This is a genomic window from Angustibacter sp. Root456 (genome assembly GCF_001426435.1).
Taxonomy (GTDB): Bacteria; Actinomycetota; Actinomycetes; order Actinomycetales; family Angustibacteraceae; genus Angustibacter.
Window position 1 is genome coordinate 86,211 of the sequence record NZ_LMER01000002.1, and the last position, 26,173, is coordinate 112,383.

The following is a 26,173-nucleotide window of genomic DNA, read 5'->3' on the forward strand; positions in this document are numbered from 1 at the left end:
TACTTCGACTTCTTCGCCGAGACGTCCTTCGGCGAGCGGCGCGGGTGCCTGCACGACACCATGGCCGTCGCGGTCGCCGCCGGCACCTTGGTGCCCGACCTCGCGCCCGTGGTCGACGTGAAGGTCGACACCTCGGACGGCATCGGCCGGGGGCAGACGGTGTGCGACCTGCGCGGCATGTACATGGGCTTCCCCGCGCAGGACGGCGCGCACTGCAGGGTGGTGCTGAAGGCCGACCCGCACTTCGCCGACCAGGTCGTCGCCCGCATCGTGGCGGCAGGTGACGCGAGGATCGACGTGTCGATGCCCGCCGAGTCGGCCGAGGCTGGTCGGTGATCGACCTCTCCGGCCAGGCCGCCCTCGTCACCGGCGCGGCCCGCGGCATCGGGCGCGCGGTCGCGGTGTCGCTCGCGGAGGCGGGGGCCGACGTCGTCGTCACCGACGTCGCGCGCCAGGTCGAGGGCCTGACCTACGAGACGGCGAGCGGCGACGACCTGGCCGAGACCGTCTCGATGGTGGAGGCGCTCGGACGCCGGGCGCTGCCCGCCACGGTGGACGTGCGCCGCCACGACGACCTCGTCGCCGCCGTCGACCTCGCGCGGGCCGAGCTCGGGCGCCTCGACGTCCTCGTCGCCAACGCGGGGGTGGCCAGCTGGCCCACGACGACGTGGCAGGCGACGCCGGAGCAGTGGCAGACCATGATCGACGTCGTCCTCACCGGCACCTGGAACGCCTGTCGCGCAGCGATTCCGGCGATACTCGACGGTGGCCGGGGAGGCTCGATCGTCTTCATCGGCTCGACCGCCGCGGTCAAGCCGTTGCCGACGATCGGTCACTACAGCGCAGCGAAGAACGGGCTCGTGGGGCTGCTCAAGAGCCTCGCTCTCGAGCTCGCGGGCGAGCGGATCCGCGTCAACGCCGTGCACCCGGGCGGTACGGGCACGTACATGACCGAGAACCCTGCGGCCGAGGCGTGGCAGGCGGGCGTCGAGGGGGTGGGCGGTGCTCTGCGCCTGCCCATGCCGATCCACCGCATGGAGCCGGTGGACGTCGCTCACGCGGTGCGGTGGCTCAGCTCGGACGAAGCGCGCTACGTCACGGGCACCGAGCTCGTCGTCGACGCCGGGGCGACGCTGCAGTGAGCAAGGGGTCGCTGCGCACGTACTTCCAGCTCGTGGCGCCCGGCGCCGCCGCTGGACCGTTCGGCGCGGCGACGATCGCCCGGCTGCCCATCGCCATGACGCCCCTCGGCATCGTCCTGCTGGTGCAGCACGTCACGGGCTCGTACGCCCTCGCGGGCAGCGTGACGGGCGCCTTCGCGCTCGGGACCGCCGTGGGTGCGCCGCTGTGGGGACGCGCGATCGACCGCCTCGGGCAGCCGTGGGTCGTGGGCCCGACCGCCGTCGTGAGCGCCGTCTTCACGGCGCTGATCGCGCTGACCGCCGGTCACGTACCGCTGGCGGTGCTCATCGTGCTGGGGGCGTTCGCAGGTGTCTCCTTCCCGCCGATGACGCCGGCCATGCGGTCGGCCTGGCGGGAGGCCGTCCCCGACACCTCACGGCACGCGGCCGCGTTCGCCCTCGACGCGGTGTCGGTGGAGACCATCTTCATCGCCGGGCCGATGCTGCTGTCGCTGCTGCTCGTCGTCGGGTCGCCCGTCGTGCCCTTGCTCGTCACGTCGGGGCTGCTCATCGTCGGAGGAGTCACCTACGCGACCACCGGGGCGGCGCGACGCGCCGGGAGCCGAGGAACGGCCGAAGCTCTGGTGGCCGCCGTTGCGCAGTCGCGGTTCGACCGGGTGCTGCCGCACGGACTGCTGCCGGTGCTCGTCACCGGTCTCGGGCTCGCCGTGGCGTTCGGCGCGATCGACACGGCGCTCGCGGCCACAGCCCGCGACGTGCTGGGCAACCAGGCGACCCTGGGCTTCCTCTTCGCGGCCGTCGCCGGAGGCAGCGCCACGAGCGGGCTGTGGTTCGGCACTCGCGGGGTCACCCAGCGGGCCCAGATCCGCTTCCTGCCTGTCCTGCTGCTGGCGTTCGCCTGCGGACTGACGCCGATCTCCCTGCTGATCGGCGAGTCCTCGCCCGCGCTGCTGGTGCTGCTGCCTCTCCTCTACCTCACCGGGCTCGCGATCTCGCCGACGCTGATCATCCTGCAGAACCTCGTCGACCTCGCCGCGCCGGCCGCCCGCAGCAGCGAGGGCCAGGCGTGGCTCTCGACCAGCGTCACCACCGGCGCCGGCGCGGGCACAGCGGCGGCCGGTGCCCTCATCGACCTCGGCGGCGCCCCCTGGGGCTTCGCGACCGCGGGCCTCGCCGCGCTGGTGGCCGCGAGCTTCGCGGCCGGCTTGCGAGGTCGGCACGCCCGCAGCACCTGGCCACCGCAACCTACGACGACTGGAGGCTGACGTGGACGTCATCCACGAGACTGGCACGACGCACGACGACGAGACGGTCCAGACCGTGCTCGGGCCGATCCCGGTGTCCGAGCTGGGCACGACGCTCATGCACGAGCACGTGTTCAACGACCTGCGGGAGGCGCTGAAGGAAGGCGTGGCGCCGTTCGTCAGCGACCTCGCCCAGCAGCCGGTGTCCGCGGAGATCGCGTGGGCCCTGCGCGAGGACCCGTACAGCAACGAGGACAACTGCACGCTCGACGACGAGGACGTGACCGTCTCCGAGCTCGGGCTCTTCGCGGCGGTCGGCGGACGCACGGTGGTCGACAACACGACCGGCCCGGGCCGCGACCCCGCCGCGCTGCGCCGCGTGTCCCAGCGCACGGGTCTCAACCTCGTGATGGGCAGCGGCTGGTGCCTCGCGCACGGCCACGACGACTCGTGGGCCGGCCGTGACCCTGAGGAGGCCGCGGACGAGCTCGTCGCGGAGATCACCGGCGGCGTGGACATCGGGGACGGCGACCCCGTGCGGCCCGGCATCATCGGCGAGATCGGCGTGGGGCCGAGCTTCACGGCGTCCGAGCGCGTCACGCTGCTGGCGTCGGCGAAGGCGCAGACGCGGACCGGTCTGCCGCTGCTGATCCACCTCCCGGGATGGCAGCGGCGCGCCCAGGAGGTCGTCGACCTCGTGCTCGCCGAGGGGTGCGACCCGCGCGCGGTGGTGCTGTGCCACATGGACCCGTCCGGCGCAGACCGCGCGTACCAGCGCGAGGTGGCCGCGCGCGGCGTGTGGCTGGAGTTCGACATGGTCGGCATGCCCTTCAACTTCGTGGGCGAGGGGCAGTCGCCCGCCGTCCACGAGACCGCCGACGCGGTGGCGGGCCTGATCGCCGACGGGTTCGCGTCCCAGCTGCTGCTGTCGCACGACGTCTTCCTCAAGGCCATGTGGACCCGGTACGGCGGCAACGGGTACGCGTTCGTCCCGGCCGCCTTCCTGCCGCGTCTGCAACGCCTGGGCGTCGACGAGCAGACCATCGCCAGCCTGCTGACCGCCAACCCCGCCGCGGTGTTCACCGCGGCGGCCCGCTCCNCACTGAAGGAGTTGCTCGCATGTCTCGCCAGCTCATCCTCGACGTCGACACCGGAACCGACGACGCCGTCGCCATCATGTTCGCTGCCTTGCACCCTGAGCTGGAGCTGCTCGCCGTGACCACGGTCAACGGCAACGTCCCCGTGCAGCACTGCACCGACAACAGCCTGCGCGTGCTCGACTTCATCGGGCGCTCCGACGTCCCGGTCCACGAGGGGCTGTCACGACCCATCGTGCGTCTGGACTTCCCTCGTCCCAAGCGCTACGAGCGCGACTCCGAGCAGGACATGCACGGCACCAAGCTGCCGCTTCCGGACCCCACGTCGAGCAAGCACGACACTGGTGCGGTCGAGTACCTGGTCGAGACGCTGCGCGCGACGACGTCGCAGATCACGCTCGTCCCGGTCGGGCCGCTCAGCAACATCGCCGCGGCGCTGGCGATCGACCCGAAGATCACCGAGGCCGTCGACGAGGTCGTGATCATGGGCGGCGGCCACGACGTCGGCAACGAGACCGCGTCCGCGGAGTTCAACATCTGGGCCGACCCGGAGGCCGCCGAGATGGTGTTCGCGGCCGGCTTCGAGAAGGTCACGCTCGTGCCGCTGGACGCGACGCACCAGGCCCTGGTGTCCGCGGACGACTGCACGCGCATGAAGGCTCTCGGCACTCCCGCGGGGATCGCGGCGGACGTGCTCATCGGACGGCGCGTCTCGGCGTACACCCGTGGGCACGGCGTCGCCGTCGCCGACGCAGCACCGGTGCACGACGCGCTCTGCACGGCGTACCTGGTGGAGCCCAAGGTGATCAGCACGCGGCACCTGCACGTCTGCGTCGAGACGCAGGGAAAGTACACGGTGGGACGCACCGTCATCGACACGCGCACCCACGACAGCCTGCCTCCGAACTGCCACGTGGCCCTGCAGGCGGATGCGCCTCTCTTCGTCCAGCAGCTGATGGAAACCTTCGCGCGGGCGGTCTGACGTGGCTCGCGTCCTGCTGGTGGGGGAGTCCTGGTTCGTCCACATGGTGCACCAGAAGGGATTCGACTCCTTCTTCACCTCCACCTACGAGGAGGGCGGCGGTGCGTTCATCGCCGCCTTGGAGTCGACCGGGCACGAGGTCGTGTACGTGCCGTCCCACGAGGTGGCGTCCCGGTTCCCTGACACGGCCGAGTCCTTGGACGCCTTCGACGTCGTGGTGGTCAGTGACGTCGGGGCGAACACCTTCCAGCTGCTGCCGGAGACGTTCGAGAGGTCGGTGCCCACCACCGACCGCACGGAGCTGCTGCGTGACTACGTCGCTCGCGGCGGTGGGCTGCTCATGGTCGGGGGCTACCTGACCTTCAGCGGCATCGACGCCAAGGCCCGCTGGGGCCGTACGCCCCTCGCCGGCGCCCTGCCGGTGGAGGTGCTCGACCGCGACGACCGGGTCGAGCTGCCGTCGGGCGTCCCGCCTGTCGTCGTCGCCGACCACGAGGTCGTCGCCGGCCTGGACGCGCGGTGGCCCGCGCTGCTCGGGCTCAACGAGACCGTTGCGCGCGACGGCGCGGTGGTCGTCGCCGAGTGCGCCGGTCACCCCCTCCTGGTGCTCGGGGAGTACGAGCAGGGTCGGTCGGCCGCGTTCACCTCCGACGTCGCGCCGCACTGGGCGCCGCCGGGCTTCCTGGAGTGGGGCGGTTACGCGACGCTGTTCGACCAGCTCGTGCGCTGGCTGGGGGTCCGCTCGTGACGCGCATGGTGATCGACACCGACACCGCGTCGGACGACGCCGTCGCGCTCGTGATGGCCCTGACCCACCCGGACGTCGAGGTGCTGGCGATCACCGTGGTCATGGGCAACGTGTCGCTCGAGCAGGGTCTGGCGAACGCCGCGTACACCCGCGACCTCTGCGGAGCGCAGCACGTCCCGATCCACGCGGGGGCAGCCCAGCCGCTGGTGCGCGAGCACGTCAGTGCCCAGAACGTGCACGGCGCGGACGGCATGGGTGACATCGGGTTGCCGCTGGCGCCAGCCACAGCGCAGGAGGAGCCGGCCGCCCAGGCGCTGGTGCGGCTCGCCCACGAGCACCCGGGCGAGCTGGTGCTGGTGGCGCTCGGGCCGCTGACGAACCTCGCCGAGGCGCTGCGGCTGGACCCGTCCATCGCCACCGCGTACCGACGGGTGGTCATCATGGGAGGCACGGGTGACCACAGCGGCAACATCACACCGGCGGCGGAGTTCAACGTCTACGTCGACCCGGAGGCCGCGGACGAGGTGTTCCGATCGGGCATGCCGATCGAGATGGTGGGTTGGGACGTGTCGCGCAACGACGCGGCGCTGTCACCCTCCGACGTCGAGCACCTGTCGACGCTGGGTGAGAGGGGTGCGTTCTGCGCGGGCATCCAGGCGCAGCTGATGCGGTTCTGCCACGACGTGACGCAGATCGAGGGCATCGACCTCCCGGACCCCGTCACCACCGCGATCGCCATCGACCCGTCGATCGCGACCGAGACCGTCCTGACGTACGTCGCGGTCGAGACGTCGGGCGAGCTCACGCGCGGCATGACGGTGGTCGACCGGCTCGGGCTGCTTGGCCGGCCGCCGAACGCCACGGTCGTCGTCCGAGCCGACCGCAGCCGGTTCCTCCAGATGCTGCACGGCGCCTGCGCCTGACGGCCAGGGGCGGTCGCACGTCGACCGCCCCTGGGCCAAGGTGGGGACATGGTCAACCGGCTGGCGAACGCCACGAGCCCGTATCTGCTTCAGCACCAGGACAACCCCGTCGACTGGTGGGAGTGGGGTGAGGACGCCTTCGCGGAGGCGCGACGCCGCGACGTCCCGGTGATCCTCAGCGTCGGCTACGCCGCGTGCCACTGGTGCCACGTCATGGCGCGCGAGTCGTTCGAGGACGACGCCACTGCGGCGCTCATGAACGACGGCTTCGTCTGCGTCAAGGTCGACCGCGAGGAGCGGCCGGACGTCGACGCCGTCTACATGGAGGCGACCGTCGCCATGACCGGCCACGGGGGCTGGCCCATGACGGTGTTCCTCACGCCCGAGGGCAGGGTGTTCCACGCCGGCACGTACTACCCGGCACGGCCGCACCCGCAGATGCCGTCGTTCACCCAGCTGCTCGGCGCCGTCCGGCAAGCGTGGGAGGGGCAGCGCGGGGACGTCGAGGGTGCCGCGACCCGGGTGGCCCAGGCGTTGTCGGCCCGCCAACGGCGAGGCGGCACCGACACTTCGAGTGCGCCGTCCGCCTCGGACCTCGCCGACGCGGTGCGCCGGCTCCATGCGGACTTCGACGCCGAACGTGGTGGTTTCGGCGGCGCGCCGAAGTTCCCGCCGTCGATGGTGCTGGAGTTCCTCTTGCGGCACGCCGCTCGCGTGGGCGACCACGAGCAGACGGGCGCGGCCGCCCTGCACATGGTCACCGAGACGTTGCGGCACATGGCGTTCAGCGGGATGTACGACCAGCTCGAGGGCGGGTTCGCGCGGTACGCCGTCGACGCCGACTGGGTCGTGCCCCACTTCGAGAAGATGCTCTACGACAACGCCCTGCTGGCGCGGGTCTACCTGCACTGGTGGCGGCTCACCGGCGACCCGCTGGGCCGTCGGGTCGCCGAGGAGACGTGCGACTTCATAGTGCGACGCCTGCTCACTGCCGAGGGCGGCCTGTCGAGCGCGCTCGACGCCGACACCCCCACCGGGGAGGGCGCGCACGGCGTCGAGGGCCTCACCTACGTCTGGACGCCCCAGCAGCTGCGGAAGGTGCTCGGCCCGGACGACGGGCCCTGGGTCGCGCAGGCTACTGGCGTCACGCCGGAGGGCACCTTCGAGCACGGCACGTCCACCCTGCAGCTGAGGCTGGACGTCGACTCGGCAGGGGCCGACCCCGCCGACGTGCGTCGCTGGCAGAGCGCCCGTGACCGGTTGCGCGGCGCGCGCGCCCGCCGGCCGCAGCCGGCCCGTGATGACAAGGTGGTCGCCGCCTGGAACGGCCTGGCCGTCGCGGCGCTCGCCGAGTGCGGCGTGCTGCTCGGTCGCGCGGACCTGCTGTCCGTCGCCGAGCGCGCCGCCGACCTGCTGGTGCGCGAGCACGTGGTGGGCGGGCGCTTGCGACGGGTGTCGCGGGCCGGCCGCGTCGGCGCACCGGCGGGCGTGCTCGAAGACCACGCGGACGTCATCGAGGGCCTCCTGGCGCTCTACTCGGTGACCGGTGCGGCGCACTGGGTGGACGCCGCCAGGCCGCTCGTCGAGGCCATCACCAGCCGCTTCTGGACGGCGCGGTCCGGCTTCTCAGACACCGCCAGTGACGCTTCGGACCCGTTGCTGCGCAACGCCGCTGGTGACCGCGGGGCGGACCCTTCCGACAACGCCTACCCGTCCGGCCCCTCGGCCGCCGCGTCGGCGTTGCTCACCTGGGCGGCGCTCACCGGCGACGACACGGCGCGCCTCGTGGCCGCGCAGGCACTCGACGGCGTGCGCCAGGTCTCGGCCGCGTCACCCCGCTTCGCCGGGTGGGGGCTCGCGGCCGCTGAGGCCGCGGTCGACGGACCACGCGAGGTCGCGGTGGTAGGGGCGCCCGGCGACGAGCGCACCACGGCCCTGTGGCTCGAGGCGCTCGCCGGCACCGCACCGGGGCTGGTGGTGGCCGCGGGTGCACCGGGCGCCGTCCCCGCCGTCGAGCTGCTCGAGGGTCGCGGCCTGGTGCGCGGCGAGCCGGCGGCGTACCCGTGCCGAGGTCAGGTGTGCGACCTGCCCACTGTCGACGTCCGCGCCGTGCGGGCGTTCGTCAGGTGCGAAGATCGAGACGACCGCCCGAGCGGGCGCCCGTCGACACCCGGAGGCGCGTAGCCATGGCCAAGGAGATCACCTTCGACCCGGTCGTGACGGGCGGAGTCGTCGCCGGTTTCGACGGCTCGCCCGCCTCGCGACGCGCCGTCGCGGTGGCCGCCGAGGAGGCGGCCATGCGCGGTGTGCCGCTGCACGTCGTGCGCGCGTGGATGTTCTCGTCGGCGGCCGACGAGGCCGGTGCCCCGGTGGGCACCGTGCCGAGCCTCGACGAGGTCGAGCAGGCCGTGCGGACGTCGGTCGAGCAGGTGGTGGAGCACGTGCGCGCCGAGCTGCCCGACCTTCAGGTCGTGCCGCACGTGCACCACTGCAAGGCGGTCGACGCCCTCGTGGCGGCGTCGCTGGACGCGCAGCTGCTGGTGGTGGCCCGGCGCGGCCAGGGCGGCTTCGTCGACCTGCTCCTCGGCTCGACCGCCGACCAGGTCGTGCGCCACGCGCACTCGTCCGTGCTCGTGGTGCGGCCCGTCTGAGGGCGGCGACGTCGGCTCGGGGTCGGTGAGCTCAGGCGAAGTGCGCCCGGCTCAGCCCGAGTGGCCGTACACCGTCATCGACACCGCGATGTAGTGGGTGACGAACGCGGCCACCGTGCAGGCGTGGAAGATCTCGTGGAAGCCGAACCACCGCGGGCTGGGGTCGGGACGCTTGAGGCCGTAGACCACCGCACCGAGCGTGTACAGGCCGCCCCCGACGATGATCAGCGTGACGATCGCCGGGCCGCCCGTGCGCAGGAAGTCGGGCAGGTACATCACGGCGACCCAGCCGAGGGCGACGTAGACGGGCGTGTAGAGCCATCGCGGCGCGCCCACCCAGAAGACCCGGAACAGCACGCCGGCGATGGCGCCGCCCCACACGATGAACAGCAGCGTGCGGCCGCGTCCCTCGGGCAGCAGCAGGGCCGCGAACGGCGTGTACGAGCCGGCGATGATGAGGAAGATGTTCGAGTGGTCGAACCGCTTGAGCAGCATGCGGGTGCGCGGCGACCAGTTGCCGCGGTGGTAGACCGCGCTCGTGCCGAACAGCAGGCCGGCGCAGACCGTGAAGACGGCGGAGGCGACGCGCGCGGTCGTCGTCGGAGCGAGGATCACCAGCACCAGCCCGGCGGCGACCGCCAGGGGAGCGGTGCCCGCGTGCAGCCACCCGCGCAGCCGCGGCTTGACCGCGGCCACGGCGTCGTGGACCGCGTCGGAGACGGTCTCCGACGCCGGCTCCTTCGGTTCGTGCGGCGCACCCATGGACCGAGCGTAACCTACGACGGCGTAAGTTACGGAAGCGTAGGTTGCGTGACCTGAGCCACGTCACGCCTCGACGGGTCGCTCGCTCGGTGAAGATGCTGTGCCGGAGTGCCGGCCGCGGCCGCGGCTAGGGGCTGCGCGGGCGGTCTGGGAGTACCGTGTCCGACGGTCTCAGCAACGGAGAGTGGCACATGCAGCGACGGCAGGGTGAGCGAGGTTCCCGTGGGGCTTCGTGACCTCGCGTACGGCGTCTACGAGCGCCGGCTCGCCGCGTCGCTCGATCCCGCCTCGATCCCGCGCCACGTCGGGGTGATCGTCGACGGCAACCGCCGGTGGGCCCGCCAGTCGGGTGCCGGCACCGCCGTGGGCCACGCCGCCGGCGCCGAGAACATGGAGCGCCTGCTCGACTGGTGCGACGAGGTCGGCGTCGAGGTGGTCACGCTGTGGCTGCTCTCGACCGACAACTTCAACCGGCCACCCGAGGAGCTCGCGGCGCTCATGCCGATCATCGAGGACCTCACCGAGCGGATCGCCGCCACCGGCCGCTGGCACCTGCACCCCGTGGGTGCACTCGACCTCCTGCCCGACGCCACCGCCCGGCGGCTCAAGGAGCTCGAGGACCGCACCAGCGCGATCACCGACCGCACCGTCAACGCCGCGATCGGGTACGGCGGCCGGCGCGAGATCGCGGACGCCGTCCGCTCGCTCATCAAGGAGCACGCCGCCCGCGGCACGTCGCTCGAGGAGCTGGCCGAGATCCTCGACGTCGACCACATCAGCGAGCACCTGTACACCCGCGGCCAGCCCGACCCCGACCTGGTGATCCGCACGTCGGGCGAGCAGCGGCTGGGTGGCTTCCTGCTCTGGCAGAGCGCGCACAGCGAGTTCTACTTCTGCGAGGCCTACTGGCCCGACTTCCGCAAGGTCGACTTCCTGCGCGCCTTGCGTGCCTACGGCCTGCGCGAGCGCCGCTTCGGCGCCTGACCCGCGCGCCGTCCCAGCCCCTTCGGCCTCGGTGGCGCGAGGGAGGGGTCAGTCGAGGTCGGGGGCCAGCGCCCGCACCTCTGCGCAGCGCAGCGTCTGCAGCACCTCGTCGAGTGGTTGCGGCCGCGCGAACAAGAAGCCCTGCCCTTCGGTGCACCCGGCCACGCGCAGCACCTCAGCCTGCGACTCGCGCTCGATGCCCTCGGCCACCACGTCGAGCTCCAGCGCGGACGCCATCACCAGGATCGCGTCGACGAGCGCCCGCGCGCGGGGCATCGCGTCGATGTCACGGACGAACGACCGGTCGATCTTGAGGACGTCGACCGGCAGGTGCTGCAGGTAGCCGATCGACGAGAAGCCGACCCCGAAGTCGTCGATGGCCAGCCGCGCGCCCGCCGAGGTCAGCCGGTGCAGGGTCTCGGCGGTGTGCGGGTCGTCCTGCACGAGCACCGTCTCGGTCATCTCGAGCACCAGGCGCGATGCCCCGAACGCCGCCACCGCCGCCCGGACGTGGTCGACGAAGTCCGGGTCGTGCAGCTGGTGCGCCGACATGTTCACGGCCAGGTCGATGGGCCGCCCGGCGGCGGCGACGAGCTGCGGGATGTCGGCCACGACCTGCGCGAGCACCCGCTGCCCCAGCGGCACGATGAGGCCGGAGTCCTCGGCGGCCGGGATGAACAGGTCCGGAGGCACCAGCGAACCGTTGCGGCGCCAGCGCACCAGCGCCTCGACCCCCGCGATGCGCCCGGACTCCAGCGAGATCACCGGCTGGTAGTGCACCACGAGCTCACGCTCGATGCCGGCCCGCAGCGCCTCGATGAGCTCGAGGCGCAGGATGCGGTCGTCGCGCAGTGAGCCCTCGTACATGGCGTACTGGCTCTTGCCGAGCCCCTTCGCGCTGTACATCGCCATGTCAGCGTTGCGCATGACCTCCGACGCCTCCTCGCCTCCGGAGGAGACGACGACGCCGATGCTGGTGCCCACGAGCACGCCGTGGCCGGCGACGACCGCCTCGCGGCGCACGGCGGCCAGCACCCGTTGGCACACCCGCTCGACCTGCTCGACGTCGCTGACATCGAGCAGCAGGACGGCGAACTCGTCGCCACCCAGGCGCGCGACGCAGCCTCGGGTGCCGGCGAGCGCGGCCAGGCGCTCGGCCACGATGCGCAGCAGCTCGTCGCCGGCTGCGTGGCCGAAGCGGTCGTTGACGGACTTGAAGCCGTCGAGGTCGAGGTAGAGCACCGCCACCTGACGCCGCGCGGAGGCCGACGCCAGCGCCACCTCCAACCGCTCGGTGAACAGCGCACGGTTGGGCAGCCCGGTGAGGCTGTCCTGGCGGGCCTGGCGAGCCAGCTGCTCGACAAGCGTCAGCCGGGCCAGCACCTGCTCTCCGACGCCGGCCAGCGCCTCCAGCGCCTGACGGTCGAGCTCACGCGCCGAGCGGCTGAGCCCCGGCGTGCGGGCGACGAGCCACAGCGGGGCGCCGTCGTCGTCCAGCACCGCGCCCACCTCGCGCTCGGACGGCGCGTCGTAGCGCAGCGCCACCTGGGGCCAGGCGAGCACCTTCTCCGCCTGCAGCGGCAACCACTTGAGCACGTCCTCCTTGGTGGCGGCGCCTTGCACCGCACCGGAGGCGTCGAAGAGCGTGGTGAGCCGCCGCTGGTGCTCCGAGCCGCGGCTCAGCGCCCGGCTGGCGACCAGGATCGTCGCGAGCGGCACGATGAGCAGCGCGCTGGCCCACCCGGGCAGCGACCGGGCGACGAGTGCGGCGAGGTAGCCGAGGCTGTCGATGCCCACGAAGGCCAGGCCCGCGATCAGGCCGTTGCTGTACCGCAGCTGCTCCAGCGGCGAGGTGCGCTCCTCGAAGGCGACCGAAGCAGCGGAGATCACGTAGTCGACGACGAAGAAGACCGTGCAGCCGGTGCCGACGGCGGCGAGCTCGGTGACCGACGTCCGGCCCAGCGGGTCGATGGCGTACATCACGCCGACGGCGGCGCTGCCGCAGAGCACGGTGAGTGCCGCGTTGAACAGCCGGACGTCGACGCGCTTGGGCTTGGTCACCTGGGCGAGGGTCTGGCCCGCCGCCCAGACGGCGAGCGCGCCCCAGGCGTCGCCCTGCACCACGAGCGCCACGAGCACCGCGGACTCGAACCCGACCTCGATGCCGACGCCGGCCCGCGAGAGCTGCAGCGGGAAGCGCGCCATGAGCGCGATGAGGGGGACACCGACGACGAAGGTCACCAACCACGTCGGGTCGATGCCGCCCGAGCCGGCGAACCGCGCGAGGGCGTTGACGGCGAGCGCGGCACCGGTGGTGATGACGGTGATGTCGAAGGTCCAGCTCAGGGCGGACTTGCCGGGCGGCGCCGCCTGCATCATGCCTCCTCCGCGCGTTGTTGGACGTCCCGACCTCGCTATCGGCCGTGGGGGTGACGAACTCAAGCCTTCGGCGTGTTGCCGTCGCCCTGCGAGGGGTCCGGCGTAGCGTCCGAGAGGACGGCGACGCATCCCGCCGAGCCGTTCGGGAGGCCCACGTGACGCGACCTGATGGCCGCGGAAGGGGCCGGCTCCCGGCCCCGTGGGGGCTTGGTCCCGGCACCTGACCCGCGAGCGACGCCGGGCACGTGCCCGGCCAGGGGAGTCGAAGTGGCCACTGACCGACGGACGTTCGTGCTCGACACCTCCGTGCTGCTGTCCGACCCGCGCGCGATGCTGCGCTTCGCCGAGCACGAGGTCGTCGTGCCCGTGGTGGTCGTGAGCGAGCTGGAGGCCAAGCGGCACCACCCTGAGCTGGGCTACTTCGCGCGCACCGCGCTGCGGCTGCTCGACGACCTGCGCGTGCAGCACGGCCGCCTGGACGCACCCCTCGCCCTCGACGGCGGGGGCACGCTGCGGGTCGAGCTCAACCACACCGACCCGACGTCGCTGCCGGCCGGGTTCCGGTTGGGCGACAACGACTCTCGCATCCTCGCGGTGGCCAAGAACCTCGCCGGTGAGGGTTCGGACGTGACCCTCGTGAGCAAGGACCTGCCCATGCGCGTCAAGGCCTCCGCGGTGGGCCTGCGCGCTGAGGAGTACCGCGCCGAGCTCGCGGTCGACTCCGGCTGGACCGGCATGGCCGAGCTGGAGGTCTCGGCGGACGACGTCGCCCGGCTGTACGACGACGGCCAGCTCGACCTCACGGCGCTGCGGGCCGCAGGGGCCTGTGTGCCCGAGCAGACCGAGCTGCCGTGCCACACCGGCGTGGTGCTGGTGTCCGAGCGTGGCAGCGCCCTCGGTCGGGTGACCGCCGACAAGGGCGTGCGGTTGGTGCGCGGCGACCGTGACGCCTTCGGGCTGCACGGTCGCAGTGCGGAGCAGCGGATCGCCCTCGACCTGCTGCTCGACCCGGACGTCGGCATCGTCAGCCTCGGTGGCCGCGCGGGCACCGGCAAGAGCGCGCTCGCGCTCTGCGCGGGGCTGGAGGCCGTGATGGAGCGGCGCCAGCACCGCAAGGTCATCGTCTTCCGGCCGCTGTACGCCGTGGGCGGGCAGGACCTCGGCTACCTGCCGGGCAGCGAGTCCGAGAAGATGAACCCCTGGGCCCAGGCGGTGTTCGACACCCTCGGCGCGCTCGTGTCGAGCGAGGTCGTCGAGGAGGTCATGGACCGCGGCATGCTCGAGGTGCTGCCCCTGACCCACATCCGGGGCCGCTCGCTGCACGACGCGTTCGTGGTGGTCGACGAGGCGCAGTCGCTCGAGCGCAACGTCCTGCTCACGGTGCTCTCGCGGATCGGGCAGAACTCCAAGGTGGTGCTGACGCACGACGTGGCTCAGCGCGACAACCTGCGGGTGGGTCGTCACGACGGCGTGGCGGCGGTGATCGAGGCGCTGAAGGGTCACCCGCTCTTCGCGCACGTCACGTTGACCAGGTCCGAGCGCTCGCCCGTGGCTGCTCTGGTCACCGACCTGCTGGAGGGCCTGGAGGTCTGAGGGGCCCGGATCCGCTGCCGGAATCGGTGAGGATCGTCACGTTTGTCGACGCAGAGTGAGCACGCCGCACGCTGCGTCGAGAAATTCGTGCTGACGGCCGGATCGAGATTTTGCGATCTCATGACCTTCGCGCACGGTGGGTAGCAGACCGAAGCACCCCTGGCGCGACGGTGGCTGCCTGACCGGCGGCCGACGATCGCTGGGCGCCCGCGTGCGCACACCTCGGATCGGGCCGCGTAGCGGCGCCGACCCACGTCCAGGAAGGGGTGCGACGAGACCACGCCGTCACCGCACGCGGGGGCGTGGCCGACGAAAGGCACTTCGTGATCCGACGCGCCCTGCGCCGTCCTGTCCTGTCCAGCCTCACCGCACTGACCGCCGCCGGCCTCGCCGCGGGCGGGTTCGTCCTCACCTCCACCACCACCACCACGCAGGCCAGCGCGACCGGCCTGAGCGTCCAGCTCGCGCCGTCGACGCCCACGCCGACGGTGCAGGACCCCAAGCCCGTCGCCGACAGCCGCCGCCGCGAGATCGCGGCGAGCGCGCACCGGGCGAAGCTCAAGAAGCGTGCCGAGCAGAAGGCCGCAGCCGCGAAGGCCGAGCGGGACAGACGCGCCGAGCGCCTGCGCGCGAGCCGCGCCGCCGAGCGCAAGCGCCTGCTCAGCGCCGACCCGCGCTCGGCTGCCCGTGCGCTGCTCAGCGAATTCGGCTTCAGCTCCAGCCAGTTCGGCTGCCTCAACTCGTTGTGGCAGAAGGAGAGTGGCTGGAACACCCATGCCAGCAACCCGTCGTCCGGCGCCTACGGCATCCCGCAGGCGCTGCCCGGCGGCAAGATGGCGAGCGCCGGCAGTGACTGGCGCACCAACCCGGTCACCCAGATCAAGTGGGGGCTGCGCTACATCAAGGCGTCGTACGGCACGCCGTGCGCGGCGTGGAACCACAGCCAGGCCAGCGGCTGGTACTGAGGGCCGCCGGCTCGCGCGTCCGGCGCAGTGACCTTCGCGGTCACTGCGCCGGACGCGTCATGCGCAGGACGTCGAGCGCCTCGTCGAGCTGCTGCTCGGTGAGGTCGCCGCGCTCGACGAAGCCGAGGTCGAGCACGGCCTGGCGGATCGTCGTGCGCTCCTTGACGGCCTTCTTCGCTACTGCCGCAGCGGCTTCGTAGCCGATGTAGCGGTTGAGCGGGGTCACGACCGACGGCGACGACTCGGCGAGCTCACGGCACCGGTCGACGTCGGCCACGAGGCCGTCGACGCAGCGGTCGGCGAGAAGGCGGGACGCGGCTGCGAGCAGGCGCGTGGATTCCAGCACGGCGCGTCCCATCACCGGCATCATGACGTTGAGCTCGAAGCTGCCGGAGGCGCCGGCGAAGGTCACCGTCGCGTCGTGGCCGATCACCTGGGCGCACACCATGAGCGTCGCCTCGGGGATCACCGGATTCACCTTGCCGGGCATGATGCTCGACCCCGGCTGCAGGTCGGGCAGGTGCACCTCTGCGAGGCCCGCTCGCGGCCCGGAACCCATCCACCGCAGGTCGTTGCACAGCTTCACCAGGCTGACCGCCACGGTGCGCAGCTGCCCCGACAGCTCGACCAGCCCGTCGCGCGAGCCCTGCGCCTCGAAGTGGTTGCGTGCCTCGGTGAGAGGCAGGCCGGTCGACTGACGCAGCTCCTCGATCACTGCCGCCGCGAAGCCCGGAGGGGTGTTGACGCCCGTGCCGACGGCTGTGCCCCCCAGCGGCACCTCCGCCACGCGCGGCAGCGACGACCGCAGTCGCTCGACGCCGTGCCGCAGCTGGGCGGCGTAGCCACCGAGCTCTTGGCCGAGCGTCACCGGCACGGCGTCCATGAGGTGCGTGCGCCCAGCCTTCACGACGTCGGCGAACTCAGAGCCCTTGCGCTCCAACGCTTCTGCGAGATGCTCGAGCGCAGGCACGACGTCGTCGACGACCGCGGCAGTGGCCGCCAGGTGCAGGCTGGTGGGAAAGGTGTCGTTGCTCGACTGCGAGGCGTTCACGTGGTCGTTGGGGTGCACCGGACGCCCGAGGGCGTTGCTCGCGATCCGCGCGACGACCTCGTTGACGTTCATGTTCGTCGAGGTGCCCGAGCCGGTCTGGAAGACGTCGATGGGGAACTGGTCGTCGTGCCGCCCCTCGGTGACCTCGCGAGCGGCCGCGGTGATCGCGTGGGCGACGTCCTCGTCGAGCACGCCGAGCCGCTGGTTGACGACCGCCGCCGCCGCCTTGATCCGGGCCAGGGCGTGCACGACGGCCGGCTCGACGCCTACTCCCGAGATGGGAAAGTTCTCAACGGCCCGCTGCGTCTGGGCCCCCCACAGCGCGTCGGAGGGGACGCGCACCTCGCCCATGGTGTCGTGCTCGATCCTGAAGTCGGCCATGGGTCCATCGTGGCCCCGACCGGCCGGCCCAGCACGTGGGGGGCGGCGAGGAACGCGCGCGGGTCTCAGGCCTGCACGGTGACGTCGAGGTCGCCGACGACGTCGACGACGCGCACCCGGCCCTCGTCGAGGGCGTAGACCAGGCCGAGGACGGCGCACTCACGCCGGTCGACGGCCTCGGCCAGCACGGAGGAGCGGTCGACGAGCAGCCGCACCGTCTGGCGCACGTGCTCGGCGCCGACGTCCTCGGGCTTGGACCGGCCCGCGCGCTGCGCCGCGAGCACGCTGGGCATCACGCGCTCGACGATGTCGCGGAGGAAGCCGTTGGGCAGCACGCCGCTCTTCACCGACTCCAGGCCCGCGCCGACGGCTCCGCACGAGTCGTGACCCAGCACCACCACGAGCGGGATCGACAGCACGTCGACGCCGAACTCCACCGATCCGAGCACGCCGGAGTCGACCACGTGGCCGGCGGTGCGGACGACGAAGAGGCGCCCGAGCCCCTGGTCGAACACGAGCTCGGCGGCGACTCGCGAGTCGCCGCAGCCGAACACCAGGGCGAACGGGTGCTGCGACTGGGCGAGCTCGGCGCGGCGGGCGAGGTCCTGGTCGGCGTTGGTGGACTGCCCCTCCGCGAACCGCGTGTTGCCCGCGTACAGCTCGCTCCACGCCTCGGCTGGGGTCTTCTGCGTGTCGGTCACGGCGGCATCTTCTCAGGTCGTGGAGCGCGCGCACGACGAAGGTGCTCCATTCGCGCCACGCTCACCCCGACCACCACGTACCAGGCCGACAGCGTGACGATCTGCCCCCGCTGCGGCCAGCCGAGCCACGCCAGGTGGCCGGTGGTCTGGGCCCACACGAACAGCAGCCCGAGCCCTCCGGCGAGCACGAAGACCGCGGCGTGCAGCGCCGCCACCGGCCGCAGCCGGGGGATCCGGCGGGTCGCCATCGCGAGCACCGCCGCGCCCAGCACGCCGCACGTCGTCCCCAGGGTGCTGATGGCGTCGTGCGCGACGTCGCCCCACCCCTGGTCGCGTGCGGCAGGGCACTCGGTGGCCGAGGCGGCACAGTGCTCGGGGAACACCACGGCCAGCAGGGTCGACAGGGCGAACACGGCGAGCATCGCGACGCCGAGGCGCCACAGCCGGCCGCGGCCGGCTCGCCAGCCGAGCGCGCACAGCATCACCAGCAGCACGGCGGACGCGACGTCGGCCGTCCGATAGGCCCAGCTCCACGGGTGCCCGTCGACCGCGAGATCGCTCACGACGGTGCGGGCGATCGGACCGGGGTGGCCCAGCACCGTCTCGAGCACGAAGTTGACGTTCAGCACGCCCGCCGCCAGGCCGAGCCAGGGCGCGAGGGCGCGGGAGGCCGGCAGGCTGGGCACGCCCTGCATCGTGCCCCACGTCCCCGGACGTGACGCCTCTAGGGTGGTGGGCGTGAGCGCCACGACGGAGCGGGACGGTGCGGCGCCGGGGTCGAGCGCAGCCTCGCGCGCGCGGTCGCTGCGCCGACGCGTCCCCCGGGCGATGGCGTGGGTCGTGCGGGCCGTCGCCCTGCTCTCCCTGGTGTCGTTGTTCAGCCGGTCCGGCGAGCAGCCCCACCACCGGCTGGGCGACGCGCTGCTCGACGGCACGACGATCGTGGTGGTGGTGGCCCTGGCGGCCGTGAGCCTGGTGCTGGCCCGGGCCCTGGCCCGCCGCAAGCGGCGCGCGTGGCGCGTCGTGCTCGGGATCGTCGCGGTCGCCGCCGTGCTCTACGCCCGGGCGCGGGCGTGGGAGGCGGCCGGCCTCAACCTCGCCGTGGCCGCGCTGCTGGTGTGGACCCGCGGTGAGTTCCGGGCCGAGTCCGAGCCGTCGTCGCGGTGGCTGGCGCTGCGGGCCGGGTTGCTCACCGCGGTGGTGTCGCTGCTCAGCGGGCTGGCCCTCACCGCCCGCACGGCTCCGGACGCCGACTCCTGGGTCGCCGTCCGCGAGACCGTGCGCGGCCTGTTCGGCTTCGTCCCCGACCTGCCCTACCGGCGGCCGGCTGCCGGTGACCTCACGAGCGTCGTCCTCACGGGCCTGGGCGTCGCCACGGTCGGCGTGGTGCTGCTCATCATGCTGTCGCCCCGGCGCAAGCCCGCAGTGCTCGAGCCCGACGACGAGCGCCGCCTGCGCGATCTGCTCGCGCGGCACGGGTGCCGCGACTCGCTCGGCTACTTCGCGCTGCGTCGCGACAAGTCGGTGGTCTTCTCGCCGAGTGGCAAGGCCGCCGTGGCCTACCGGGTCGTCGGAGGCGTGACGCTCGCCTCTGGTGACCCCCTCGGCGACCCCGAGGCGTGGCCCGGGGCCATCGCCGCCTGGCTCGACGAGGCCGACCGCTTCGCCTGGACCCCGGGCGTGCTCGGCGCCAGCCAGGACGGCGCCACGGCGTTCGTGCGAGCCGGGCTCGACGCGCTCGAGATCGGCGACGAGGCCGTGCTCGACCTCACGACGTTCTCGCTCGAGGGCCGCGAGCGCCGGTCGGTGCGCCAGGCCGTCTCGCGCGTGCGCCGCGCCGGCTACACGTGCGAGGTCGGGCGCCAGCGCGACCTCAGCGCCGACCAGCTGGCCGAGGTGGCCCAGGCGGCCGACGCGATGCGCGACGGCGACGTCGAGCGCGGGTTCTCGATGGCCCTGGGCCGGGTGGGTGACCCCGCCGACGGCGACGTCGTCGTCGTGCGCGCCCGGGACGCCGACGGGCGGCTGGTGGCGGTGCTGTCGCTCGTGCCGTGGGGCGACGACGGCCTCTCGCTCGACCTCATGCGCCGCTCGCAGGACAGCGAGAACGGCACGATGGAGTACCTCGTGACGGAGCTGGCGGCGCACGCGCGCGACCTCGGCGTGCGCCGGATGTCGCTCAACTTCGCGGTGTTCCGCTCAGCGCTCGAGCGCGGCGGCCAGGTGGGCGCCGGCCCGGTGCTGCGGGCCTGGCGCTCGCTGCTGCTCTGGGCGTCGCGCTGGTGGCAGATCGAGTCGCTGTACCGGGCCAACGCCAAGTACCAGCCGGCGTGGGTGCCCCGCATGGTGTGCTTCGCGCGCCCCGCCGACCTGCCGCACGTCGCCGTGGCCGCGCTGCAGGCCGAGGCGTTCGTCGTGCGACCCTCGCTGTCGCGCTGGCTGCGCCCGCGCCGCTGACCCGGCGCGTGGTCTGCGCTGCCGGCCGGTACGGTCGGGCGCATGGCGACGACGGGTGACGCAGGCCGCGCGACGGTGACCGAGGGCTCGATGACCTGGACGCTGCCGGACGGCACCGAGGTCACGACGTGGCACCGCACCGCCACGCCGGCCGAGCCCCGGGCGGGCGCGGCGCCGGTGGTCGTCGTGCACGGTGGCCCGGGCGCCACGCACGACTACCTGCTGGCGCTCGCCGACCTCGTGGGCGACGGGCGCACCGTGATCCACTACGACCAGGTCGGCAACGGCCGCAGCAGCCACCTGCCCGACGCCGACCCGGGGCTGTGGACCGTCGGGCTCTTCGTCGACGAGCTCGCCGCGCTCGTGCGCCACCTCGAGCTCGCCGACGGCTTCCACCTCGTCGGCCAGTCGTGGGGCGGCATGCTCGGGCCCGAGTTCGTGCTGGCCCACCCCGACGACGTCCGCTCGCTGTCGGTGCTCGACAGCCCGGCGTCCATCGAGCTGTGGCTCGCGGCGGCCGGGCGGCTGCGCGCGGCCCTGCCCGTGGCGGTGCAGGAGGCGCTGACCCGGCACGAGGACGCTGGCACCACCGACGACCCCGAGTACCACGAGGCCATGCAGGTGTTCTACGACCGGCACGTGTGCCGAGTGCTGCCCAACCCGCCGGAGGTCGCGGCGACGTTCGCGGCCCTGGACGCCGACCCGACGGTGTACCTGACCATGAACGGCCCGTCGGAGTTCCACGTCGTGGGCTCGCTGGTCGGCTGGTCGGTGGTCGACCGGCTCGCTCAGCTGAGCGTGCCGACGCTCGTGGTGGCCGGTGAGCACGACGAGGCCCAGCCGGAGACGTGGGCGCCGTTCGTCGAGCTCGTGCCCGACGTGCGCAGCCACGTGGTCGCCGGTGCCAGTCACATGCCGCACGTCGAGCAGCCGCAGGAGCTGCTGGACGTCGTCGGCGCGTTCCTACGCGAGCACGACGGCTGAGGCCACCTGCGCCCGCCGGCGCTGCTTCTCCCCGTACATCGCGCGGTCGGCCAGCCACCAGCTGCGCACGAGGCCGCCGTGGGGCTCGTACGGCGCCCACCCGATCGACGCCGCCACGCCCGCGGCGTCCAGGGCCTCGCGCATCCGCTCGACCAACCGCCGGACGGCGGCCACACCGCAGGCCGCTGACCCCTCGACCAGGACGCCGAACTCGTCGCCGCCCAGGCGGGCCACCAGGTCGCCCTCGCGGCAGGCGGCCGACAGCGTCACCGCGGCGAGCTGGAGGTACTCGTCACCGGCCACGTGGCCTTGCTCGTCGTTGACCTCCTTCAGCCGGTCGAGGTCGACGACGATGACGGCCGGCGCGGCGTCGACGTCCGGGTAGCTCGGCTCGGCCTCGAGCACCTGGGTCCACCCGCGGCGGTTGAGCAGGCCGGTGAGCTCGTCGCTCAGCGCCTGCTCGTGCAGCACCTGCGAGCGTCGGGCGCTCGCGACGCGGGCGAGGTCGCTCTCCAGGATCGTGGCGAGCAGGTCGGCCAGCAGGTCGAGCGGGGCCTGACCGGCGTGCGCGTCGCCGGACGGCAGGCCGAGGGCCCACAGCCCTCCGAACTCCTCGCCGTCGCGTCCGACCAGGCGGTGGGCGAGCACCGCGCCCTCCCCGGGCGTCAGGACGTCTCCCACCCGCGCGCGAGCCGGGCGGCCGCTGACTGCGAGCACCGCGTGGCCGCCGCGGACGACCTGGCTCGCGGCCCAGCCGGCGTCCGGCCGCGCAGCGGCGAGATGGTCGAGGACCTTCTGGGCGCTGGTGAGGAACTCGCCTGGCGCAGCCGTGCTGTGGGTCGTCGCCACGTCAGCCCCTTGCTCTGGTCCGGCCCCGGTGGTCTGCGCGACACACTGTGTCAGTTTCGTCACGCCATGCAACTGGAGGCGGCGGCTGACGCGGTGCAGGCGGCGTCAGGTACCGGCGAGCCGTTCGACGACGGGCCCGAGCTGGTCGAGGTCACCGACGAGCACCGACGAGATCCCGAGGCGCTCGCGCAGCTCGAGCAGCTTCTCGACGATCCGCTCGGTCGAGCCGATGAACAGGTGAGGCGAGTCGATCACCTCGTCGGCTGTCAGCTCGACGCCAGTGCGCTCACGCAGGGCGGCCGCCGCCCGAGCGACCTCGCCGTGCAGGTCGTCGGTGACGGTGACCGGCCACGACGACGGGTAGACGTTGAAGGTCAGGTCGTCGAAGCGCGCACCGGCGGCCTCGCGCACCCAGCCGATCTTCTCCTCGGTGGCGGCCCACGTGAGGGAGCGCGCGTCGAGCCTGCCTGCGCGCAGGATCCGCGGGGCCAGGCCGACCGTCTGGGCCTCACGGGCCGCCAGCTCGAGGGTCGTGCGCCCACCGCCGCCGATGAAGAAGGGCGGGTGCGGCTGCTGCACCGGCTTGGGCTGCGCGTCGTAACCGGTGATCGTGTAGTGCTGCCCGGCGAACGAGAAGGGGCCGGGCGCGAAGCAGCCCTTGAGCACCTGCACGGCCTCGGCGAGGCGCGCCTGACGCACCCCGATGGGGTCGAAGGTCAGCCCGATCGCGGCGTACTCCGGCTCGTTCCACCCCGCACCGATGGCGACGTCGAGACGTCCCTGCGAGAGGACGTCGAGCGTGGCGAGCTCCTGAGCCAGGACGGCAGGATGGCGCAGGTCGTTGTTGTGCACGAAAGCGCTGATCCGCAGTCGCTCGGTGAGGGCGGCGACGGTGGCGAGGTACGGCACCGGGGCCGGCTGCGCGACGAGGTGGTCGGGCAGCACGAACGTCGTGATGCCGAGGTCCTCGGCGGCGCGCGCCCGCTCACCCAGGGCGCGCGCGCTCGTGACGTCGGCGGCGTCGGCCAGGAAGGTGAACGGCTTCGTCATCCGCCGATCATGCACCCGGCCGACGCGGGATCGTCGTCGCGAGCGGCGTGGACGTGGCGGCGAAGAAGTCGTTGCCCTTGTCGTCGACCACGATGAACGCCGGGAAGTCCTCGACCTCGATCTTCCAGACCGCCTCCATGCCGAGCTCGGCGTACTCGAGCACCTCGACGTGCTTGATGCAGTCCTGCGCCAGCCGCGCGGCGGGGCCGCCGATGGAGCCGAGGTAGAAGCCGCCGTGGGCGGCGCACGCGTCGGTGACGGCCTTGCTGCGGTTGCCCTTGGCCAGCATGACCAGCGAGCCACCGGCCGCCTGGAACTGGTCGACGTAGGAGTCCATGCGCCCGGCCGTCGTCGGCCCGAACGACCCCGACGCGTAGCCCTCGGGGGTCTTGGCCGGCCCCGCGTAGTAGACGGCGTGGTCGCGCAGGTACTGCGGCATCGGCTCACCCGCGTCGAGCCGCTCCTTGATCTTGGCGTGCGCGATGTCGCGCGCGACGACGAGCGGCCCGGTGAGCGACAGGCGCGTGGTGACGGGGTAGCGGCTCAGCTCGGCGCGGATCTCGTCCATCGGCCGGCCCAGGTCGATGCGCACGACGTCGTCACCGGACGTCGACTCGATCCGGGCGCGCTGGGCCAGGTCGGAGTCGGCCAGCGTCTCGTGCGTGGTCTCGGGCAGGAACCGTGCGGGGTCGGTCTCGAGCTGCTCGATGAAGACGCCCTCGGCGGTGATCTTGCCCAGCGCCTGGCGGTCGGCCGAGCACGACACGGCGATGGCCACCGGGCAGGAGGCGCCGTGACGGGGAAGGCGCACCACCCGGACGTCGTGGCAGAAGTACTTGCCACCGAACTGCGCGCCGATGCCGAACTGCCGGGTCAGCTCGAGCACCTCCTGCTCCAGCTCGAGGTCGCGGAAGCCGTGCGCCGCAAGCGAACCCGTCGTCGGGAGTGAGTCGAGGTACTTGGCGCTCGCGTACTTGGCGGTCTTGAGGGCGAACTCCGCCGACGTCCCGCCGACGACGATCGCCAGGTGGTATGGCGGGCAGGCGGCCGTGCCGAGTGAGCGCAGCTTCTCGTCGAGGAACCGCCGCATGCCCGCGGGGTTGAGCACCGCCTTGGTCTCCTGGAAGAGGAACGACTTGTTGGCCGAGCCGCCGCCCTTGGCCATGAAGAGGAACTTGTACGACGTCTCGTGGCCGGGCGTCGTGTCGGCGTACAGCTCGATCTGCGCCGGCAGGTTCGACCCGGTGTTCTTCTCCTCCCACATGGTGATCGGCGCCATCTGGCTGTACCGCAGGTTCAGCCGCGTGTAGGCGTCGAAGACGCCCTGCGAGATCGCCCGCTCGTCGGTGCCGGCGGTGAGCACGTGCTGGCCCCGCTTGCCCATGACGATGGCGGTGCCGGTGTCCTGGCACATCGGCAGCACACCGCCGGCCGCGACGTTCGCGTTCTTCAGCAGGTCGAGCGCCACGAACTTGTCGTTGTTGCTGGCCTCGGGGTCGTCGAGGATCGAGCGCAGCTGCGCCAGGTGCGCGGGCCGCAGGTAGTGCGCGATGTCGTGCATCGCCGTCTCGGTGAGCAGCCGCAGCGCCTCGGGCTCGACCTGCAGGAAGCGCCGGCCGCCAGGTCCCTCGACCTCGCTCACGCCCTCGCTCGTCAGCAGGCGGTACTGCGTGGTGTCGGTGCCGATCGGCAGCAGGTCCTCGTAGACGAACTCAGGGCTGGGCATGGTGAACCTCGGCGACGAAGGGGAGGGGCCTCACCAGGTTACCGAGCGCGTTCTGGGGTTCACTGGGGCCGGTGACCACTCGGCTGCTGCTGCTCGCTGACACCCACGTGCCGAAGCGCGCGCGTGACCTGCCCGCCCAGGTGTGGAGCGAGGTCGAGCGCGCCGACGTCGTCGTGCACGCCGGTGACTGGGTCGACGTGCGGTTGCTGGACGCCGTGCAGGCTCGGGCCAGGCGACTGGTGGCGGTGTGGGGCAACAACGACCACGGTTCGCTGCGCGAGCGGCTCACCGAGGTGGCTCGCGTAGAGGTCGACGGCGTGCGCTTCGCCGTGGTGCACGAGACGGGACCCGCAGCGGGTCGCGAACGCCGGTGCGCCGAGCGGTTCCCAGGCGACGACGTGCTGGTGTTCGGGCACAGCCACATCCCGTGGGACAGCACGACCGACTCCGGGCTGCGGCTGCTCAACCCCGGCTCACCCACTGACCGGCGCCGTCAGCCGCACTGCACGTACCTGACGGTCGCGGTGAGCGACGGCCGGTTGCACGACCTGACGCTGCACCGCGTGGCGCGCTAGGGAAGCTCGGCGCGGGTGGGCGGGTTCGAGCCGGCGCGCGAGCAGGTGATCGCGGACGTCGTCACCGCGCGCTCGAGGGCCGGCCGGACGTCGTCCGGTGAGCTGGCCCGCAGCGAGTCACGACGGCCGTGACCCAGCAGCCCGGCGTCCACCAGCCCCGAGAGCAGCCCGGACATGAACGAGTCACCGGCGCCGACGGTGTCGACCACCTGCACCCGTTGCGGCGCAACGCGGATCGGCGCATCCGGCGCGTTGCGGTGCCACGTGATCGCACCCTCGCCGCCGAGGGTCACCACCACGAGCGAGGGCCCGAGGTCGAGCCACAGCCGACCCACCTGCTCGACGGTGTGCGCCGAGTACAGCCAGGCGACGTCCTCCTCGCTGGCCTTCACGACGTCGGACGCGGCGACGAGCGCCTCGACGGCTGGCCGCTCGTCGTCCGCGGAGCCGATGACCGCCGGGCGCAGGTTCGGGTCGTACGACGTCGTGGCGCCCTGCGCGCGGGCACCGTGCAGGGCGACGCTCACGGCGGCCGAACCCGGCATGAGGGCCGCGGCGATCGAGCCAGTGTGCACGTGGCCGGCGTCGGTGACGTCGACGGGCAGGAGGTCCCAGACGAGGTCGAACTCGTAGGTGGCCGAGCCGGTGGCGTCCAGGCGGGCGGTGGCGGTCGACGTCCGGGCCGCGGACGCCGACCCCTCGATCAGCCGGACGCCGTCCTCGGCCAGCCGCGCCCGCACCAGGTCGCCGTCGGCGTCGCGACCGAGGCACGTGGCCAGGGCGACGTCGTGGCCGAGGCGGCCCAGGCCGATCGCGACGTTGGCCGGGCTGCCGCCCACGTGGCGCTCGACGCGCTCGGCGCCGTCGAGGCCCTCGCGGACCACGACGTCGACCAGCGACTCGCCCACGACGAGCACGGGTGCCGTCAT

23 protein-coding genes are annotated in these 26,173 nt (G+C 72.9%); 14 read left to right on the top strand and 9 right to left on the bottom strand.

The genetic code is table 11. The features are described 5' to 3' along the window. The first annotated feature begins 332 nt into the window (after positions 1-332). From ASD06_RS03625 to ASD06_RS03660, 8 genes are all read left to right on the top strand, one after another. A complete protein-coding gene (locus ASD06_RS03625; RefSeq protein ID WP_056673326.1) occupies positions 333-1,142 on the top strand; it encodes a mycofactocin-coupled SDR family oxidoreductase in 810 nt (269 codons plus the stop codon). After that, positions 1,139-2,407, top strand: a complete 1,269-nt coding sequence (locus ASD06_RS03630) for an MFS transporter (protein WP_056673329.1) — start codon at positions 1,139-1,141, stop codon at positions 2,405-2,407. The genes ASD06_RS03625 and ASD06_RS03630 overlap by 4 nt, the downstream gene beginning before the upstream one ends. A gap of 1 nt (position 2,408) precedes the next feature. Then, the coding region (locus ASD06_RS03635; protein WP_235502201.1) for a phosphotriesterase at positions 2,409-3,485 on the top strand (1,077 nt) is incomplete at its 3' end. A gap of 20 nt (positions 3,486-3,505) precedes the next feature. Next, entirely contained in the window at positions 3,506-4,465 is a 960-nt protein-coding gene (locus ASD06_RS03640) for a nucleoside hydrolase (RefSeq protein WP_056673332.1), read from the top strand. Position 4,466: 1 nt separating this feature from the next. Continuing rightward, positions 4,467-5,213: a glutamine amidotransferase gene (locus ASD06_RS03645; RefSeq protein ID WP_082537673.1), complete on the top strand. Its 747-nt coding sequence runs from the start codon at positions 4,467-4,469 to the stop codon at positions 5,211-5,213. A gap of 5 nt (positions 5,214-5,218) precedes the next feature. Then, positions 5,219-6,136 (top strand): nucleoside hydrolase, encoded by a 918-nt coding sequence (locus ASD06_RS03650; RefSeq protein WP_056673335.1) that lies wholly within the window; start codon positions 5,219-5,221, stop codon positions 6,134-6,136. A 48-nt stretch (positions 6,137-6,184) separates the two neighbouring features. Continuing rightward, positions 6,185-8,320 carry a thioredoxin domain-containing protein gene (locus ASD06_RS03655; protein ID WP_056673338.1) on the top strand — a complete coding sequence of 712 codons (2,136 nt, stop codon included), beginning with the start codon at positions 6,185-6,187 and terminating at the stop codon, positions 8,318-8,320. A 2-nt stretch (positions 8,321-8,322) separates the two neighbouring features. Then, the gene (locus ASD06_RS03660) at positions 8,323-8,787 is read left to right on the top strand and encodes a universal stress protein (RefSeq protein WP_056673341.1); all 465 of its coding nucleotides are present in this window, start codon (positions 8,323-8,325) and stop codon (positions 8,785-8,787) included. A gap of 51 nt (positions 8,788-8,838) precedes the next feature. Here the strand turns inward: ASD06_RS03660 and ASD06_RS03665 are convergent, their stop codons facing one another. Further along, positions 8,839-9,549, bottom strand: a complete 711-nt coding sequence (locus ASD06_RS03665) for a hemolysin III family protein (protein WP_056673344.1) — start codon at positions 9,547-9,549, stop codon at positions 8,839-8,841. 222 nt (positions 9,550-9,771) lie between these two features. On the opposite strand from ASD06_RS03665, the gene ASD06_RS03670 reads away from it, so the two are divergent. Continuing rightward, positions 9,772-10,533 carry an isoprenyl transferase gene (locus ASD06_RS03670; RefSeq protein ID WP_056673347.1) on the top strand — a complete coding sequence of 254 codons (762 nt, stop codon included), beginning with the start codon at positions 9,772-9,774 and terminating at the stop codon, positions 10,531-10,533. Positions 10,534-10,581: 48 nt separating this feature from the next. Here ASD06_RS03670 and ASD06_RS03675 read toward each other — a convergent pair whose 3' ends face one another. Beyond that, positions 10,582-12,912, bottom strand: coding sequence for a bifunctional diguanylate cyclase/phosphodiesterase (locus ASD06_RS03675; RefSeq protein ID WP_056673350.1), 2,331 nt, complete (start codon positions 12,910-12,912; stop codon positions 10,582-10,584). A gap of 168 nt (positions 12,913-13,080) precedes the next feature. Between ASD06_RS03675 and ASD06_RS03680 the strand changes: the two genes are divergently transcribed. Next, entirely contained in the window at positions 13,081-14,505 is a 1,425-nt protein-coding gene (locus ASD06_RS03680; RefSeq protein ID WP_082537675.1) for a PhoH family protein, read from the top strand. 323 nt (positions 14,506-14,828) lie between these two features. Further along, the gene (locus ASD06_RS19245; protein ID WP_200941863.1) at positions 14,829-15,470 is read left to right on the top strand and encodes a hypothetical protein; all 642 of its coding nucleotides are present in this window, start codon (positions 14,829-14,831) and stop codon (positions 15,468-15,470) included. A gap of 40 nt (positions 15,471-15,510) precedes the next feature. Here the strand turns inward: ASD06_RS19245 and ASD06_RS03690 are convergent, their stop codons facing one another. The 3 genes from ASD06_RS03690 to ASD06_RS03700 all read right to left on the bottom strand — a co-directional run bounded on the left by ASD06_RS03690 (position 15,511) and on the right by ASD06_RS03700 (position 18,289). Then, positions 15,511-16,902 carry a class II fumarate hydratase gene (locus ASD06_RS03690; protein WP_056673358.1) on the bottom strand — a complete coding sequence of 464 codons (1,392 nt, stop codon included), beginning with the start codon at positions 16,900-16,902 and terminating at the stop codon, positions 15,511-15,513. Between the two features lie 65 nt (positions 16,903-16,967). Continuing rightward, positions 16,968-17,603 carry a carbonic anhydrase gene (locus ASD06_RS03695; RefSeq protein ID WP_056673362.1) on the bottom strand — a complete coding sequence of 212 codons (636 nt, stop codon included), beginning with the start codon at positions 17,601-17,603 and terminating at the stop codon, positions 16,968-16,970. Next, complete coding sequence (locus ASD06_RS03700) at positions 17,600-18,289, bottom strand: DUF998 domain-containing protein (protein ID WP_162248036.1); 690 nt, start codon at positions 18,287-18,289, stop codon at positions 17,600-17,602. The genes ASD06_RS03695 and ASD06_RS03700 overlap by 4 nt, the downstream gene beginning before the upstream one ends. 52 nt (positions 18,290-18,341) lie before the next feature. On the opposite strand from ASD06_RS03700, the gene ASD06_RS03705 reads away from it, so the two are divergent. Both ASD06_RS03705 and ASD06_RS03710 read left to right on the top strand, forming a co-directional pair. Beyond that, positions 18,342-20,060: a phosphatidylglycerol lysyltransferase domain-containing protein gene (locus ASD06_RS03705; protein ID WP_157371485.1), complete on the top strand. Its 1,719-nt coding sequence runs from the start codon at positions 18,342-18,344 to the stop codon at positions 20,058-20,060. Between the two features lie 90 nt (positions 20,061-20,150). Beyond that, positions 20,151-21,044 (top strand): proline iminopeptidase-family hydrolase, encoded by an 894-nt coding sequence (locus tag ASD06_RS03710; RefSeq protein WP_056673476.1) that lies wholly within the window; start codon positions 20,151-20,153, stop codon positions 21,042-21,044. Here ASD06_RS03710 and ASD06_RS03715 read toward each other — a convergent pair. The 3 genes from ASD06_RS03715 to ASD06_RS03725 all read right to left on the bottom strand — a co-directional run bounded on the left by ASD06_RS03715 (position 21,024) and on the right by ASD06_RS03725 (position 24,669). Then, positions 21,024-21,893 (bottom strand): GGDEF domain-containing protein, encoded by an 870-nt coding sequence (locus tag ASD06_RS03715; protein WP_056673376.1) that lies wholly within the window; start codon positions 21,891-21,893, stop codon positions 21,024-21,026. The genes ASD06_RS03710 and ASD06_RS03715 overlap by 21 nt on opposite strands. Positions 21,894-21,998: 105 nt before the next feature. After that, entirely contained in the window at positions 21,999-22,943 is a 945-nt protein-coding gene (locus ASD06_RS03720) for a TIGR03621 family F420-dependent LLM class oxidoreductase (protein WP_056673379.1), read from the bottom strand. 7 nt (positions 22,944-22,950) lie between these two features. Further along, positions 22,951-24,669, bottom strand: coding sequence for a fumarate hydratase (locus ASD06_RS03725; protein ID WP_056673381.1), 1,719 nt, complete (start codon positions 24,667-24,669; stop codon positions 22,951-22,953). A gap of 71 nt (positions 24,670-24,740) precedes the next feature. Here ASD06_RS03725 and ASD06_RS03730 point away from each other — a divergent pair, with 71 nt between their 5' ends. Beyond that, positions 24,741-25,244 carry a metallophosphoesterase gene (locus ASD06_RS03730; RefSeq protein WP_056673383.1) on the top strand — a complete coding sequence of 168 codons (504 nt, stop codon included), beginning with the start codon at positions 24,741-24,743 and terminating at the stop codon, positions 25,242-25,244. On the opposite strand, the gene ASD06_RS03735 is transcribed toward ASD06_RS03730, so the two are convergent. Next, positions 25,241-26,173 (bottom strand): carbohydrate kinase, encoded by a 933-nt coding sequence (locus ASD06_RS03735; protein WP_056673386.1) that lies wholly within the window; start codon positions 26,171-26,173, stop codon positions 25,241-25,243. The two genes, ASD06_RS03730 and ASD06_RS03735, sit on opposite strands and share 4 nt — an antisense overlap.